Raw genomic sequence first — 14653 nt, 5'->3', positions numbered from 1 at the left:
GATGACGGGCCGGGGGCCATTGCTCCCTCCCGCCGCCCCGGCTAATCCTCTCGGCATGCGCAAACATATTCTCATCGTCCTGCTGCTGATCGTCCTGGTCATCGGCGGCATCGTCTTCTGGTTGACCCGCCCCGATGTCGCGCGGGTCGATCTCGCCGCCGTCACCGGCCCCCGCCCCACGATCAGCGCGCCGCGCAAGCAGCTGTTCCCGACGATCGCCGTCGCCGATGCGATCGGCTGGCCGCAGGGCGCCAAGCCGATCCCCGCCGCTGGCCTCGCCGTCGACGCCTTCGCCACCGGCCTCGATCATCCGCGCTGGCTGTACCGCCTGCCCAATGGCGACGTGCTGGTTGCCGAAAGCAATTCGCCGCCGCGCGAAGGCGGCGGGATCACCGGCTGGGTGATGGGGCTGCTGATGGGCAAGGCCGGCGCCGGCGTGCCCTCCGCCAACCGCATCACGCTGCTGCGCGACGCGAACGGCGATGGCGTGGCGGAGCAGAAGAGCGCCTTCATGACCGGGCTCAACTCGCCCTTCGGCATGGCCCTGCAGGGCGACTGGCTCTATATCGGCAATACCGATGCACTGGTCCGCGTGCCCTACAAGACCGGCGACACGAAGATCACCGCCAAGCCCGAACTGGTCGTCAAGCTGCAGGGCGGCGGCAATCATTGGGCGCGCAACGTGATCGCCGATCCCGAGGGCAAGACGCTGTACGTCACGGTCGGCTCGGCCTCGAATATCGCCGAGAACGGCATCGAGCGCGAGAAATACCGCGCCAACATTCTCGAAGTCTATCCCGCGGCGAAGACCTTCCGCGTGTTCGCCGCAGGGCTGCGCAACCCCAACGGCATGGCGATTGAGCCGCACACCAAGCGGCTGTGGACCGTGGTCAACGAGCGCGACATGCTCGGTTCGGATCTCGCGCCCGATTATCTGACGCAGATCGAGATGGGCGATCACTTCGGCTGGCCATGGTATTATTGGGGCGGTTATCCGGATCAACGCGTCGAGCCGCAGAACCCTGCGCTGCAGGAATATTCCAAGCGTCCCGATTATGCGCTCGGGCCGCACGTCGCGGCGCTCGGCCTGACCTTCGCGGGTGACGCGAAGCTGGGCGGCCGCTTCGCCAACGGCGCGTTCATCGGCGAGCACGGCTCGTGGAACCGCAAGCCTGTATCGGGCTACAAGGTCGTCTACGTGCCGTTCGGTGACAATGGCTATCCCGCCAAGGGTGCCAAGCCGATCGACGTGCTGACCGGCTTTCTCAACAAGGACGGCGACGCACAGGGCCGCCCGGTCGGCGTCATCACCGACACGAGCGGCGCGCTGCTGGTGGCGGACGATGTCGGCAACGTGATCTGGCGCGTGCGGGGGAAGTAAGCGCCGCCCCCGCGGAGGCCGGGGACCGAGGCTTTGCTTTGCGATGTGCCTTACCCATAACCAGTCGCCCCGGCCTGCGCCGGAGCGGCTGGTTACTTCAGCAGTTTGGGCGCTTCCTTGGCGAGCTTGTCGCGAATCTTTGCCGCGAACAGCGCGAGGAACGGCGGGAGATCGATCGTCGCCCGGACCTTGTCGTCGAACAGTTCGACCTGGCTGGCGACCCGCTGCCCCATGCCCTCGATCGTGAAGTGCAAGGTATCGCCGTCCCAGCGATGATCCTTGACCACACCGCCCGGCACCACGCCGGCGATCTTGTCGACGCCCGCATCGAGCTTGGCGCGCACGCCCTCGCGGCCATATTTGTGTGGGATATCCATCGTGATCGGCTCGGTCATCTACTCTTCCTTAGGTCGCGAACAGCATCGCATCATCGGCAAACGCCTTGAACTCGAGTGCGTTGCCCGAGGGATCGCGAAAGAACATCGTCGCCTGCTCGCCCGGCTGCCCCTTGAAGCGGATATAGGGCGCGATGCCGAACGACACGCCCGCCGCCGCGACCCGGTCCGCCAGCGTCTGCCACTCCGCCATCGTCAGCACGACGCCGAAATGCGGCACCGGCACGCTGTGCCCGTCGACCGCATTCTCCACCGCCACCGGCTTGGCCACCGGATCGAGATGCGCGACGATCTGATGCCCATACAGGTCGAAATCGATCCAGCTATCGCTGCTCCGCCCCTCGGCGCAGCCCATCGTGCCGCCGTAAAAGGCGCGCGCCGCGGCGAGATCGTGGACGGGAAAGGCAAGATGGAAGGGGCGGATCATCCGGCGACGATAGCCGGTAAAGCTGCGCCCCGTCATCCAAATCCTTCCCGGAAGTCCCCGGGTCGGCATGGTGCGATGTAACGGGCGCTGCGCTCGTCATATACCCTCGCGGCGGGCTCTGACCTTCGGCGAACACGGAGCAGGTCGAAGCGCCCGCTTGTCCCGCGACGTCGCGCGCCGCATATGCAGCGGCCGCGGCTACCAAGTAAAATAGGGTGATGGTGATCCAAGAACGAAACCGGGCTGCGTCACGCTACGCCCCGCTCCTCGCCCTGGCGCTCGGCCCGATCGCCGCAACCGGCTTCGCGCCGCTCGACCTGTGGCCGCCCGCGCTCCTTAGCCTCGCCGCCTGGATGTGGCTGGTTCACGATGCCCGCACGCTGAGACAAGCGCTGTTCCGCGGCTGGGCGTTCGGCGTCGGGCATTTCACGCTCGGCAACAACTGGATCCAACACGCCTTCGTCTTCCAGGATAATATGCCGCACTGGCTCGGCTATCTCGCCGTCGCCCTGCTCGCGCTGTATCTCGCGCTCTATCCCATGGCTGCTGCGGGCCTCGCCTGGCGCTATGGCCGCACGCCTACGCGCTCGCCCGGTGCGAGCTTCGTCTTGCTGTTCGGTGCGGCCTGGATTGTCACCGAATGGCTGCGCGGCACGCTGTTCACTGGCTATCCCTGGAATCCGCTCGGCGTGGTCTGGTTGCCGCTCCCGGGCGTGTCGCACGTCGCCGCCTGGGTCGGCACCTACGCGCTGTCGGGCCTCACCATCGTCGTGGCGGGTGCCGTGCTGCTCGCCATCGGGCGGCGCTGGCGCTTCGCCGTCCCGGTCGTTCTGGTTACGGGCCTGCTCGCGCTCACCGGTGTCCGCCTTCCGCAAACACCCGCGGCGCCACCACCGGCGAACGCGCCCCGCGTCCGCGTCGTCCAGCCCGATCTCGGGCAGGAAGAACGCCCGCAGGACGATTATGCCGAGGCCAATCTCCAGGCGCTGCTCGCGCTGAACGGCACGCCCGGCCCCGCTCCGCGGCTGATCGTCTGGCCCGAAGGCGCGGTGCGCTACATGCTCGAGGACGGCTATCCCGCCACCGCTTATTGGCGCGGCACGGCATCGTTCACACGGATGCGCATCGCCGCCGCGCTCGGCCGCAACGATGTGGTGCTGACCGGCGGCAACAGCATGCAGTTCGATGCCGGGGGCGAGCTGGCCGCCGCGACCAATTCGATCTTCGCGATCGACGCAGGGGCACGGATCATCGGGCGCTACGACAAGGCGCATCTCGTGCCGTACGGCGAATATCTTCCCGCCCGCCCAATCCTGTCGCGCATCGGTCTAAACCGCCTGGTGCCGGGCGAGGTCGATTTCGCCGACGGCCCCGGCCCGCGTGGCGTGACCATTCCGTTCTTCGGCACGGTCGGCATGCAGATTTGCTACGAAATCATCTTCTCCGGCCAGACGGTCGATCGCGCGCACCGCCCGGCCTTCCTGTTCAATCCATCCAACGATGCCTGGTTCGGCAATTGGGGCCCCCCCGAGCATCTCGCGCAGGCGCGGCTGCGCGCGATCGAGGAGGGCCTGCCGATCCTGCGCGCCACGCCGACGGGCATTTCCGCGATCATCGGGCCGGACGGCACGCTGCTCGCCACCATCCCTGCCAACCGCGCTGGCGCGATCGAATTGCCACTGCCCGCCCCCTACCCGCCCACGCTGTTTGCGCGCATCGGCAACCTGATGGCCGGCTTGGTCGCGCTGGCGCTGCTGCTGTTGGCATTTGCCTTCCGGCGGCGCGCGCGATAGGGCGTGCGATATAAGGAAAGCTTTATATCAGGCATGGCAACGGCCGAAGCTCTCCTCCACAACGAGGATCACCACATGCGTTCCAGTTTTCTTTTCACGTCCGAATCGGTTTCCGAGGGCCATCCCGACAAGGTCGCAGACCAGATCAGCGACACGATCGTCGATCTGTTCCTGGCCAAGGACAGCGAGGCACGCATCGCCTGCGAGACGCTGACCACCACGCAGCTCGTCGTCCTGGCCGGCGAAATCCGCGGCAAGGGCATTTACGAGAATGACCAGTGGGCGCCCGGCGTGCTCGACGAGATCGAAGCCGCCGTCCGCAACACGGTCAAGGAAATCGGGTACGAACAGTCCGGCTTCCACTGGGAAAGCTTCCGCTTCGAAAACAACCTCCACGGCCAGTCCGCGCATATCGCGATGGGCGTGGACGAGAGCGGCAACAAGGACGAAGGCGCCGGCGATCAGGGCATCATGTTCGGTTATGCGACCGACGAGACGCCCGGCCTGATGCCCGCTACCTTGTATTACAGCCACAAGATCCTCGAGCGGATGGCCGCCGATCGTCACTCGGGCGCCGCGCCGTTCCTGCAGCCGGACGCCAAGAGCCAGGTGACCCTGTCCTACGAGAACGAGGTTCCCGTCGCCGCCACCGCCCTGGTTGTCTCCACCCAGCATGCGCCGGGCTATTGCGAGAAGGGCGACAATGCTGATGCCGCGAAATATGCGGTGCTGCACGACTATGTGATGGGCGTGTTCAAGGACGTGCTGCCCGACGGCTTCATCTCCGACGCAACGAAGATCTATATAAACCCGACCGGCCAGTTCGAAATCGGCGGGCCCGATGGCGATGCCGGCGTCACCGGCCGCAAGATCATCGTCGACACGTACGGCGGCGCCAGCCCGCACGGCGGCGGCGCGTTCAGCGGCAAGGATCCGACGAAGGTCGATCGCTCGGCTGCCTATGTCGCACGCTATATGGCGAAGAACGTCGTTGCTGCCGGCCTCGCGCGCCGCTGCACGATCCAGCTAAGCTATGCGATCGGCATCGCCGAGCCGCTGTCGCTCTATGTCGATCTGCACGGCACCGGCACGGTGCCCGAAGCCAAGATCGAGGAAGTGCTGCCGCAGCTGGTGCGCCTGACCCCCAAGGGGATCCGCGAGCATCTCAAGCTCAACGCGCCGATCTACAAGAAGACCGCCGCATACGGCCATTTCGGGCGTGAGCCCGAGGGGAACAGCTTTACGTGGGAAAAGACCGATCTGGTCGACGCTCTCAAGGCTGCCGTCGCCTGATCCCGGCGAGCGCCGCCTCCGCCCCGCGGAGCGCGGCGCTCGTCGCCAGTTCACTAACATAACCGATCGCCGCGCCGGCAATCGTATCGAGCAGATAATGTTTGCCGCTGGGCAATTGCGCTGCCGCCGCCGCGCCCGCCACGGCATAGACCGGTAGCGCAGCCCCCGGCGCATCGTGCGCCACCGCGCTGGCGATCGCCACGGCCCCCGCCGTATGACCGGACGGGAACGACGTCTGGTCGTGATCGCGGCTTTTGCCCTTCTTGAAATGATGGTTGCCGCTGTCGAGCGCCTTCGCTGGGCGGGTGCGGTCGATCGACCTTTTGACGACGGTCTTGAGCCCGGTCGCCACTAAATGGCTCACCAGCATCCGCACCCCGCTTTTGGCCACCGCCGGGCGGCGCAGCACCGCCCCCACCAAGATCGTGACCACGCTCAAGACGATCAGCGGCGGCTGGTCGGCCAGATCGCCGGCAGCCTCCACGCCCTTCACGAGCGGCGTCTCGCGCTTCGCCGCCGCCTTGCGACTCAGCTTGCGATCCGCCTTGACGACCGAGGTCGCGGCTTTCCTGGTTTTGCTCATTCCCCCCCAACCAACGCGCCGCGAAATGGCTCCGCCGACTGGACGCGCGGCGCTGGCGCGCTAGAGCAGCGCCGATGATCGATCCGATGACCACCCGCCGCCTCTATGGCCGACGCCAGGGCCACAAATTGCGCCTGGGCCAGGCCGAGCTTGTCGAGGAACTGCTGCCGCGCATCAGCGTACCCGATACGGGGCCGCTCGACGCGTCCACCCTGTTCGGCGACGATCGCCCACTGCAACTCGAAATCGGCTTCGGCGCGGGCGAACATCTCGCTGGCCAGGCCATCGCCAATCCCGATACCGGCTTCATCGGCTGCGAGCCGTTCCTCAACGGCGTGGTCGGCGCGCTGGCGCATGTCCGCGATGGCGATCTCGGCAATGTCCGGCTGTACATGGGCGATGCGCTCGACGTGGTCGAACGGCTGCCCGATGAATCGCTCGACCGGCTCTACCTGCTGCACCCCGATCCGTGGCGCAAGGCGCGCCACGCCAAGCGCCGTATGGTCAATCACGGCCCGCTCGATCTGATCCAGCGCAAACTCAAGCCCGGCGCCGAATTCCGTCTCGGCACCGACGATCCGACCTATTGCCGCTGGTCGATGATGGTGATGAACCAGCGCCAAGACTTCGTCTGGCAGGCCGAGACGCCGGCCGACTTCCTCACCCGCCCCGACGACTGGCCCGAGACGCGCTACGAGCGCAAGGCGCGGCGCCAGGGGCACGAAGTCTGGTACTTCCGCTATATCCGGACCTGAAGCCGATCAGTCACGCTCCAGCCGCTCAAGCCGCTCCGCCACCAGCGGCGCGACCTTCGAGGCGATCTTCGCGACGCCCTGCGCGGTCGGATGGACGCGATCTCGCTGCATCAGTGCCGGGTTGCCGATCACGCCGTCGAGGATGAAGGGGTAGAGCGCGGTCTGATACTGCGCAGCGAGATCCGGCCAGATGCGGTTGAATTGTCCCGCATATTCCGGCCCCAGATTGGGCGGCGCGAGCATTCCGGTGAGCATCACGGGAATGCTGCGCTTCTTCAGCTCGTCGAGCATCGCGGCCATGTTGGCGCGCGTTTCCGCCGGCGCGATCTGCCGCAGCACATCGTTTCCGCCCAGACCGAGCAGCACGAGATCGGGCTTGCGCGGCAGATTGTTGAGCGAGAAGGCCAGCCGCTGTCGCCCCGCGGCGCTGGTATCGCCAGACACCCCGGCATTGACGATCTTCGCATTGATCCCGTCCCCGCGCAGCCGCGCCTGCACCGCATCGGGCAGGCTTTGCCCGCGCTGCAGCCCGTAGCCGGCGTAGAGGCTGTCGCCGAACGCCAGGATCAGCCGTTCGTCGCCGGTCACCGGCGCCGGTGTCGGCAGCGCGGCGGCCGCTGTCGGAGTCGGCGTGGGCAGCGGCGTGGCAACCTCACCGTCGCAGCCGCTCAGCAACATCGCTTGGAGAACCAGCGCACCCGCCCCATATCCGTATCCACCACGTTCCAAGGCGATCTCCCTTCATGTCCGACCTCAACGACGCCGATATGGTGATCGCCGCCCGGGGTGTCACCCTGACGCTCGGCGCCAGCGACACGCCGACCATAATTTTGCGCGGCATCGACCTGGACGTCGCGCGCGGCACCAGTCTGGCACTGCTCGGCCCGTCGGGATCTGGCAAGTCCTCGCTGATGGCAGTCCTGTCCGGGCTTGAGCGTGCCAATGCCGGCCAGGTGTGGGTCGCCGGGCTCGACTTCACCACGCTCGACGAGGATGCGCTGGCGCGCGCGCGGCGCGGCCGCATCGGCATCGTGCTGCAGGCGTTCCACCTGCTGCCGACGATGACCGCGCGCGAGAACGTCGCCGTGCCGATGGAGCTTGCCGGCATGGCCGATGCCTTTGCGCGCGCCGATGCCGAGCTTGAGGCGGTCGGCCTCGGCCATCGGCTCGATCACTATCCGGCGCAGCTTTCCGGCGGCGAACAGCAGCGCGTGGCGATCGCCCGCGCGCTCGGGCCGCGCCCGGCTTTGGTCTTCGCCGACGAACCGACCGGCAATCTCGATACCGCGACCGGCGCGGCGATCATGGATCTGCTGTTCGCCCGCCAGGTCGCGGCAGGCGCGACGCTGGTGGTGATCACGCACGACGCCAGCCTTGCAGCACGCTGCGATCGCATCATCGAGCTCGCCGACGGCCATATCGTCGCGGACCGCACCAAATGAACGAATGGCGCACCGCCTGGCGCCTTGCCCGCCGCGAGATCGATCTCAAGTTCCGCGGGCTGCGCCTGCTGCTCGCCTGCCTGTTCCTCGGGGTCGGCGCGCTGGCGGCGATCGGCAGCCTGACCCAGGCGATCGAGCGCGAACTGGCCGCGCGCGGCGCGCTGATCCTCGGCGGCGATGTCGAGTTCGCGCTCTCGCAGCGGCCGGCCGATGCGCCGGAGCGCACCGCGATGGCGTCGTTGGGAACGGTCTCCGAAACCACCAGCATGCAGGCGACCGCGGTCGGCGGCAGCGCCGCCGATCCGCTGATCGTGCCGATCGAGTTGAAGGCGGTCGATGCGGCGTACCCGCTATATGGGTCGCTCGACGTGCGTCCCGATCCGAAAAACAGCGCTTTACCCGGCGTCGGACGGGAAAAGGGTTCGAGAATAGTATGGATCGCGCCCGCGCTCGCCGAACGCCTCGCCCTCCAGCCCGGCGGCGTGTTCAAGATCGGCAGCGCCAGCTTCACGATCGGCGGGATCATCGCCAACGAACCCGACCGGCTCGGCGAAGGCTTCACGCTCGGCCCGGTGGCGATCGTCACCAGCGACGGGCTCGGCCGCACCGGTCTGATCCAGCCCGGCAGCATGTACACGAGCAAATACCGCGTGAAGCTCGCCGCCGGCCGCACCCCGCAGGCCGCCGCCGACCGCTTCAAGGCACGCTTTCCCACCGGCGGCTGGGAGGCCAAGACGCGCGATCGCGCCGCGCCCGGCGCGGCGCGCTTCGTCGAGCGGATGGGCCAGTTCCTCATGCTGGTCGCGCTGTCGGCGCTGGTCATCGCCGGAATCGGCGTCGGCAACGGCGTGTCCTCCTACCTCGCCAGCCGCCGCGGCAGCATCGCCGCGCTCAAGGTATTGGGCGCGACTTCGGGCACGATCGCCCGGATCTACATCCTGCAGATCGGCGCGGTCGCCCTGGTCGGCATCCTTGCCGGGTTGCTGGTCGGCGTGATCGCCGTTCCCGGCATCGTCGCGCTTGCCGGGCAGGTCCTGCCCGTGGCGCCACGCTTTGCGATCGAATGGGGGCCGCTGGCGCTCGCCGCCAGCTACGGCCTGCTCATCGCGCTCGGTTTCACCGCGCCGCCGCTCGTTGCCGCCGGTACGATCCCCGCCGCCGGGCTGTTGCGCGGCGTGTTCGACGAGCGCCGTGCGCCGCTCGCGCGTACGCTGCCGTGGATGGCGGGTGCCGGCGTTGCGGTCGTCGCGCTGGCGCTGCTTACCGCAGAACAGCCCGGGCTTACCGCCAGCTTCCTCGCCGCCGTTGCCGCCGTATTGCTGCTGCTCGCCGGCGTCGGTTGGCTCGTGCGCAAGGGTGCCGCCGCTTTGCCCCGCGCGCGCCGCCCGCTGCTCCGGCTCGCCATCGCCGCGCTGCACCGGCCCGGCGCGCGCACCGGCGCGCTGGTCGTGGCGCTCGGCCTTGGTTTGACGCTGTTCGTGCTGCTCGCCGCGATCCGCACCAGCATCGACGCCAATATCGCCCGCACCGTGCCGCAGCGCGCCCCGGCGCTGTTCGCGCTCGACGTGCCGCGCGACCGCGAGGCCGAATTCCGCCGCACGATCCTCGCCGTCGCACCCAAGGCGGATATCGCCACCGTGCCCGCGCTGCGCGGCACGATCACCGGCTATGGCGCGACGCGCGTGGCGGACTTGAAGACGCTGCCCGAGGGCGCTTGGGCGCTGCGTGGCGAACGCGGGCTGACCTATGCCGAGACACTGCCGGAGGGCAGCGAACTGACCGCCGGCCGCTGGTGGCCCAAAAACTATGCCGGCCCCCCGTTGGTCTCGCTCGACGAACGGCTGGGCACCGCACTCGGCCTCAAGCTCGGCGATCCGATCAGCTACAGCCTGCTCGGCGTCGAGCGCAGCGCGCGCATCGCCTCGTTCCGCCGCATCAGCTGGGACACGCTCGGCTTCAACTATGTCATGGTCTTCTCGCCCAACGCGATCTCGGATGCGCCGCACAATCTCGCCGCCACGATCGATCTGCCCAGGGGCGGGGAAAGCGGGGTAATGCGCGCGCTGCTGAAGCCCTTCCCCTCGGTATCGATGATCGAAGTGCGGGAAGTGCTCGGCCAGCTGCGCGACATCGTCAGCCAGATGGCCGCGGCGATCACCGCGGCCACTTCGGTCGCGGTATTCGCGGGCATCGCCGTGCTGATCGGCGCGATCGCCGCCGCGCGCGAGGCGCGCACCTATGACAGCGTCATCCTGCGCACCCTGGGCGCGACGCGGGCGCAGGTGCTGGCCAGCCAGGCGATCGAATATGCCTTTCTGAGCGCGGCGCTCGCGGTGCTGGCGCTGCTGCTCGGCCTGGGCGGCGCGTGGTACGTCGTGGTCGAACTGTTCGAATTCGAATGGCTGCCCGATTACGGCACGGTCGCCGCGACACTGGCGATCGGCGTGGCCAGCGTGATGACGCTCGGGCTGCTCGGTGCCTGGCCGATCCTCAGCGTGCGTCCGGCGCGGGCGCTGCGGCAGCTCTAGTCGGCGTCTGCCCGCTGCGCTCCCATATGCGCCGCAACGGCCGTGCGAGCATCGCCGGCAGGCCTGGCCGAACCAGCAGCCAGTCGCGGATCGCCGGGCCCCGTTCGGCACCGATCACGCTCTTATAGCCGCTATCCCCTGCGCCCCAGTCGACCGTCGTCATGCCATCCGCCAGCGCGCGTACCAAATTGCGATAATAGAGCAGTTTGCCCGGCGAGTGCTTGCCGAACGCCGGGTCATAGCTGTTGGCGATGGCATATTTCAGCGCGCCGGCGTTGATATCGAACGAGAAGGCGGCGGGCGCGCCGTCGATGCGCAGCACGGCCGCCCACATCATGTCGGCGAGCACCGGATCGTTCGCGACGGCGCGCCAGAACGCGCCATGCCCGGCGACGGTGAACTTGGCGTCCGCGCCGTCGGTGCGCGCGGAAATCCAGCTGTGCTGCTCGATCGCCGCAAGATCGTCGAACGCGCCCGGCCCCCAGCCCGCCCCGGTCACGAAATCCCAGGCCAAAGCGCCATGCTCGCCGAGATGCTTTTCATGGAAGCGGTTCTTGCGCAGCGTCGAATTGCGCGGCCACGTCCCCGCGGTCTGCGCACCTGCCATGTCGAGCAGATAGCTGTCCGCCACGAAGCGATCGAGCGTCACCCAGCCCTTCGCGCGCGCAGCGGCCAGCAGCGGCGCGACCGAGGGATCGCCGTCATAGACCGGGCCGACGCGGAGCGCGTTGATCTCGCCGGCCAGCTGATCGATCAGTACGGCATAGGCATCCTCGCCCGCCGCGACGCTTGCCGGGAAGCTGCGGAACGGCCAGTAGCAGCCCGGCACCGCTGCCAGCCGCGCCGGGTTCGGGCCGAAGCGCGCCATTGGTAGCGCGATCACGGGCACGCCGTCCGCCTCCACCACGATCGTGCGCGCATTGCCACCATAGGCAGCGATGGCTGCGACGAACCATTGGTAGCGTAGGAATGCATGGCTGGCCGGCCCGCTCTGCGCGACCAGATCGATCGCGCTCGACAGTCCGTCGAGCGTCGTCGCGCGCGTCAGCGGCGCGAGACGTTGGAATTCGGCGAGCAGCATCGGCTTGGTCATGGCTTCGCTGCCTAACGCGGAGGCGTTACCAACCGGTTGGCGCTTGACCGGATCGCGTCGCTGCCGCCACAACATCGCCATGCCTTCCTATCCCGCCGTCATTACCATCGCAGAGGCCATCCAGCTGTCGCTGAGCCCGGTCTTCATGCTGGCCGGCATCTGCCAATTGCTCAACGTGCTCGCCGGCCGATTGTCCCGCGTGGTCGACCGCGCCCGCGCGGTGGAAGCGCTGCACCCGCGTTCCTCGGGGCCGGAACACGATCGGCACGTCTGGGAACTGCGTCTGCTCGATCGACGCATGTCGGTGATCAATGCGGCGCTGGTACTGGCGGTATCGAGCGCGGTGATGACCTGCCTGGTCGTGGCACTGCTGTTCGTCGCCAAGCTCGTCCAGCTGCATATCGGCACGGCGGTGGCGATCTCGTTCGTCCTGGCGATGCTGCTGCTGATCTCGGCCTTTGCGGGGTTCCTGATCGAAGTACGCATGTCGCTGCGGGCGATCCATATCCGGCCGGAACTGCTCGAACGCGAGCGGCACTGATCGTCGCGGCGGCCGATCGCCTGCCCTAGATATGAAAAGAGGCTGCCGGGGGCCTCACGGCACCCCGGCAACCTCCTGACATGGTCAGCGGCCGGAAGCTCCAGCTTGGAGGACCATGCGGACCGCAAACTCCGATAGACGGCGACGTTGCTTGGGGGAGGATACCCCCCGTCCCTCTACCTACGGGTTACCCCGAAGAGTTAGCGGCGCGTCCTCCGAACGAACTGAACCGACCCCATTGCTGAACCATGAGACATCGGATCACCTCCTTTCGCATTGTTGAAACACCGTACCCTGCAGTGGGTACGAGACGGAATGTGAGTCATCCGGGGGGACTATACAAGTCTTGTTTTTCGGAATGTTTTCAAAGACAGTCATGTGCTGTCGAAAACGCCGTACGCGGCACGGCACGGCATCCCCCACGCACCTAGATGCCCGCACCATTCAGATGGGGCAACGCGCCTCGCCGGGCAGGCGCCTCAGCGCCGACAGTCCTCGGTCACGCGTTCGATCTCGGCCCAGGAAGGCAGCACCAGCGCGGGCGCGCCCAGCTGCTCGATCACGAAACGGCCGCGGCTGAAGCCCATCGCCTCGAGCAGGCTGTCGCGCGGGGCGATCGATGCCGCCAGCATGCCGCCGTTCGGTTGCAGGGTCAGCGTGCGGAGCATCGTCGAGGTGCGGATCGTCACGGCCACCGGCGCGGTAGCTGTCCCGGCGCGTGTCAGTTGCACGCTATTCGCGGCCAGATCGCACCGGATGGTGAAGAGCGGTGCCGTCCCGGCCGTGCCGAACGACGCGGTCGACCCGCGCGCATCCTGGACGTAGCGCCAGTCGCCTGGGGTGTAGGGCCAGTCGCGCCAATCCTGCGCGAGCGGCTTGGGCGGCGGCGGTGGGGTGTAGGTCGGGATCGGGCGCGGCGCAGGCGCCGGCTTTGGCGTGGGCACCGCGGTGCAGCTGGCCAGGATCGTGGCGGCGAACAGGGGGGCAAGCAAACGCATGGCCGACGCTATGCGCGCTTGGGCGCCGCGGCTCAACCGCACGCGGCCGACAAATTCCTTCCCTTGGTCGCGCGCATCGGCAAGGTTGCCGCCCAAGGAGGTCGAACGCCACATGGACACCAAGAGGCTGAAATCGATTATCGGCGGATCGGCGGGCAATCTCGTCGAATGGTATGACTGGTATACGTATGCCGCGCTGACCGTCTATTTTGCGCCGACCTTCTTCCCCGACGGCGATCGTACCGCGCAGCTGCTCAGCACTGCGGCGGTGTTCGCGGTCGGCTTCCTCATGCGCCCGCTCGGCGCGTGGATCATGGGCCGCTACGCCGACAATCATGGCCGCAAGGCGGGACTCGCCCTGTCGGTCGGGCTGATGTGCGCCGGATCGCTGATGATCGCGCTGGTCCCCGGCTATGCCACGATCGGCCTTGCCGCGCCCGCCATTCTGGTGCTGGCGCGGATGCTGCAGGGCCTGTCCGTCGGCGGCGAATATGGCGCGAGCGCGACCTATCTGTCGGAAATGGCGACGCGCCAGAATCGCGGTTTCTGGTCCAGCTTCCAATATGTCACGCTGATTGGCGGTCAGTTGGCCGCGCTCGGCGTGACGCTGCTGCTACAGGCAATCCTCAGCGAAACGGCGATGGAGGCCTGGGGCTGGCGCATCGCCTTCGCGCTCGGCGCGATCCTGGCGCTGGCGGTCTATGTGCTGCGCCGCCGCCTGTCGGAAACCGCCTCGTTCGAAGCGCTGGCGAAGGATCGCCCGAAATCCGGTGCGGTCGCGCTGTGGCGCGCGCATCCGCGCGAATTCCTGCTCGTCGTCGGCATCACCGCCGGCGGCAGTCTCGCCTTCTACGCCTACACCACCTACCTGCAGAAATTCCTCGTCAACACGACGGGGTTCGACCGCCAGACCGCGACCATGGTCATGACCGCCGCCCTGGTCGTCTATATGCTCATGCAACCGCTGTTCGGCCATCTCGCCGACCGCTTCGGCCGCCGTCCGATGCTGTTACTGTTCGGTTTTGGCGGCATGGCGGTGTCGGTGCCGGTGTTCAGCGCGCTGGCCACGGTGGCGACGCCGCTAGGCGCGTTTTGGCTGACGCTGATCCCGCTCACCCTGCTGTCGGCGTACACATCGATCAGCGCCTTGGTGAAGGCCGAGCTTTTCCCCGCGCATATCCGCGCGCTGGGCGTCGCCCTGCCCTATGCGATCGGCAACACCGCATTCGGCGGCACCGCCGAATATGTCGCCTTGTGGTTCAAGGCGCAGGGGGCCGAATCCGGCTTCTACTGGTACGTGACGGCCATCATCGGCCTCGCGACGATCGGCTTCCTGATGCTCCCCGAAACCAAACGCACCAGCCTGATCGAAGATCAGGAACCGCAGGGCGGCTCGCCTGTTACGACTGCGATATAAAGGAACG

The 14653-nt window shown here is 67.5% G+C and carries 14 protein-coding genes; 8 read left to right on the top strand and 6 right to left on the bottom strand.

What is annotated here, in order from left to right; all coding sequences use genetic code 11:
• Positions 1-55: 55 nt before the first annotated feature.
• Entirely contained in the window at positions 56-1381 is a 1326-nt protein-coding gene (locus NV401_RS02585; protein WP_261292807.1) for a PQQ-dependent sugar dehydrogenase, read from the top strand.
• A 92-nt stretch (positions 1382-1473) separates the two neighbouring features.
• On the opposite strand, the gene NV401_RS02580 is transcribed toward NV401_RS02585, so the two are convergent.
• Together NV401_RS02580 and NV401_RS02575 are read right to left on the bottom strand one after the other, a co-directional pair.
• Positions 1474-1776, bottom strand: coding sequence for a polyhydroxyalkanoic acid system family protein (locus tag NV401_RS02580; RefSeq protein ID WP_261292806.1), 303 nt, complete (start codon positions 1774-1776; stop codon positions 1474-1476).
• A gap of 10 nt (positions 1777-1786) precedes the next feature.
• A complete protein-coding gene (locus NV401_RS02575) occupies positions 1787-2203 on the bottom strand; it encodes a VOC family protein (RefSeq protein WP_261292805.1) in 417 nt (138 codons plus the stop codon).
• Between the two features lie 221 nt (positions 2204-2424).
• On the opposite strand from NV401_RS02575, the gene lnt reads away from it, so the two are divergent.
• Both lnt and metK read left to right on the top strand, forming a co-directional pair.
• Positions 2425-3996 carry an apolipoprotein N-acyltransferase gene (gene lnt, locus NV401_RS02570; RefSeq protein ID WP_261292804.1) on the top strand — a complete coding sequence of 524 codons (1572 nt, stop codon included), beginning with the start codon at positions 2425-2427 and terminating at the stop codon, positions 3994-3996.
• 75 nt (positions 3997-4071) lie between these two features.
• On the top strand, positions 4072-5289 hold the full coding sequence (gene metK / locus NV401_RS02565) for a methionine adenosyltransferase (RefSeq protein ID WP_261292803.1): 1218 nt from the start codon (positions 4072-4074) through the stop codon (positions 5287-5289).
• On the opposite strand, the gene NV401_RS02560 is transcribed toward metK, so the two are convergent.
• Complete coding sequence (locus tag NV401_RS02560; RefSeq protein WP_261292802.1) at positions 5270-5872, bottom strand: phosphatase PAP2 family protein; 603 nt, start codon at positions 5870-5872, stop codon at positions 5270-5272. The genes metK and NV401_RS02560 overlap by 20 nt on opposite strands.
• 74 nt (positions 5873-5946) lie before the next feature.
• Between NV401_RS02560 and trmB the strand changes: the two genes are divergently transcribed.
• Positions 5947-6627 (top strand): tRNA (guanosine(46)-N7)-methyltransferase TrmB, encoded by a 681-nt coding sequence (gene trmB / locus NV401_RS02555; protein ID WP_261292801.1) that lies wholly within the window; start codon positions 5947-5949, stop codon positions 6625-6627.
• Positions 6628-6633: 6 nt separating this feature from the next.
• Here the strand turns inward: trmB and NV401_RS02550 are convergent, their stop codons facing one another.
• Entirely contained in the window at positions 6634-7305 is a 672-nt protein-coding gene (locus tag NV401_RS02550) for an arylesterase (RefSeq protein WP_261292800.1), read from the bottom strand.
• Positions 7306-7370: 65 nt separating this feature from the next.
• Between NV401_RS02550 and NV401_RS02545 the strand changes: the two genes are divergently transcribed.
• Positions 7371-8069 carry an ABC transporter ATP-binding protein gene (locus NV401_RS02545; protein WP_261292799.1) on the top strand — a complete coding sequence of 233 codons (699 nt, stop codon included), beginning with the start codon at positions 7371-7373 and terminating at the stop codon, positions 8067-8069.
• Complete coding sequence (locus NV401_RS02540; RefSeq protein WP_261292798.1) at positions 8066-10597, top strand: ABC transporter permease; 2532 nt, start codon at positions 8066-8068, stop codon at positions 10595-10597. The genes NV401_RS02545 and NV401_RS02540 overlap by 4 nt, the downstream gene beginning before the upstream one ends.
• On the opposite strand, the gene NV401_RS02535 is transcribed toward NV401_RS02540, so the two are convergent.
• The gene (locus tag NV401_RS02535; protein ID WP_261292797.1) at positions 10560-11690 is read right to left on the bottom strand and encodes a GNAT family N-acetyltransferase; all 1131 of its coding nucleotides are present in this window, start codon (positions 11688-11690) and stop codon (positions 10560-10562) included. The two genes, NV401_RS02540 and NV401_RS02535, sit on opposite strands and share 38 nt — an antisense overlap.
• A 79-nt stretch (positions 11691-11769) precedes the next feature.
• Between NV401_RS02535 and NV401_RS02530 the strand changes: the two genes are divergently transcribed.
• Positions 11770-12231, top strand: coding sequence for a DUF2721 domain-containing protein (locus NV401_RS02530; RefSeq protein WP_261292796.1), 462 nt, complete (start codon positions 11770-11772; stop codon positions 12229-12231).
• Positions 12232-12710: 479 nt separating this feature from the next.
• Here NV401_RS02530 and NV401_RS02525 read toward each other — a convergent pair whose 3' ends face one another.
• Positions 12711-13229 carry a hypothetical protein gene (locus NV401_RS02525; RefSeq protein WP_261292795.1) on the bottom strand — a complete coding sequence of 173 codons (519 nt, stop codon included), beginning with the start codon at positions 13227-13229 and terminating at the stop codon, positions 12711-12713.
• A 112-nt stretch (positions 13230-13341) separates the two neighbouring features.
• Here NV401_RS02525 and NV401_RS02520 point away from each other — a divergent pair, with 112 nt between their 5' ends.
• A complete protein-coding gene (locus tag NV401_RS02520) occupies positions 13342-14646 on the top strand; it encodes an MFS transporter (protein WP_261292794.1) in 1305 nt (434 codons plus the stop codon).
• The last annotated feature ends 7 nt before the right edge of the window (positions 14647-14653 follow it).

The sequence above is a fragment of the Sphingomonas hylomeconis genome (genome assembly GCF_025370105.1).
Taxonomy (GTDB): Bacteria; Pseudomonadota; Alphaproteobacteria; order Sphingomonadales; family Sphingomonadaceae; genus Sphingomonas; species Sphingomonas hylomeconis.
The sequence above is the reverse complement of the archived record's forward strand: the minus strand, read 5'-3'. Positions and strand labels throughout refer to the sequence as shown.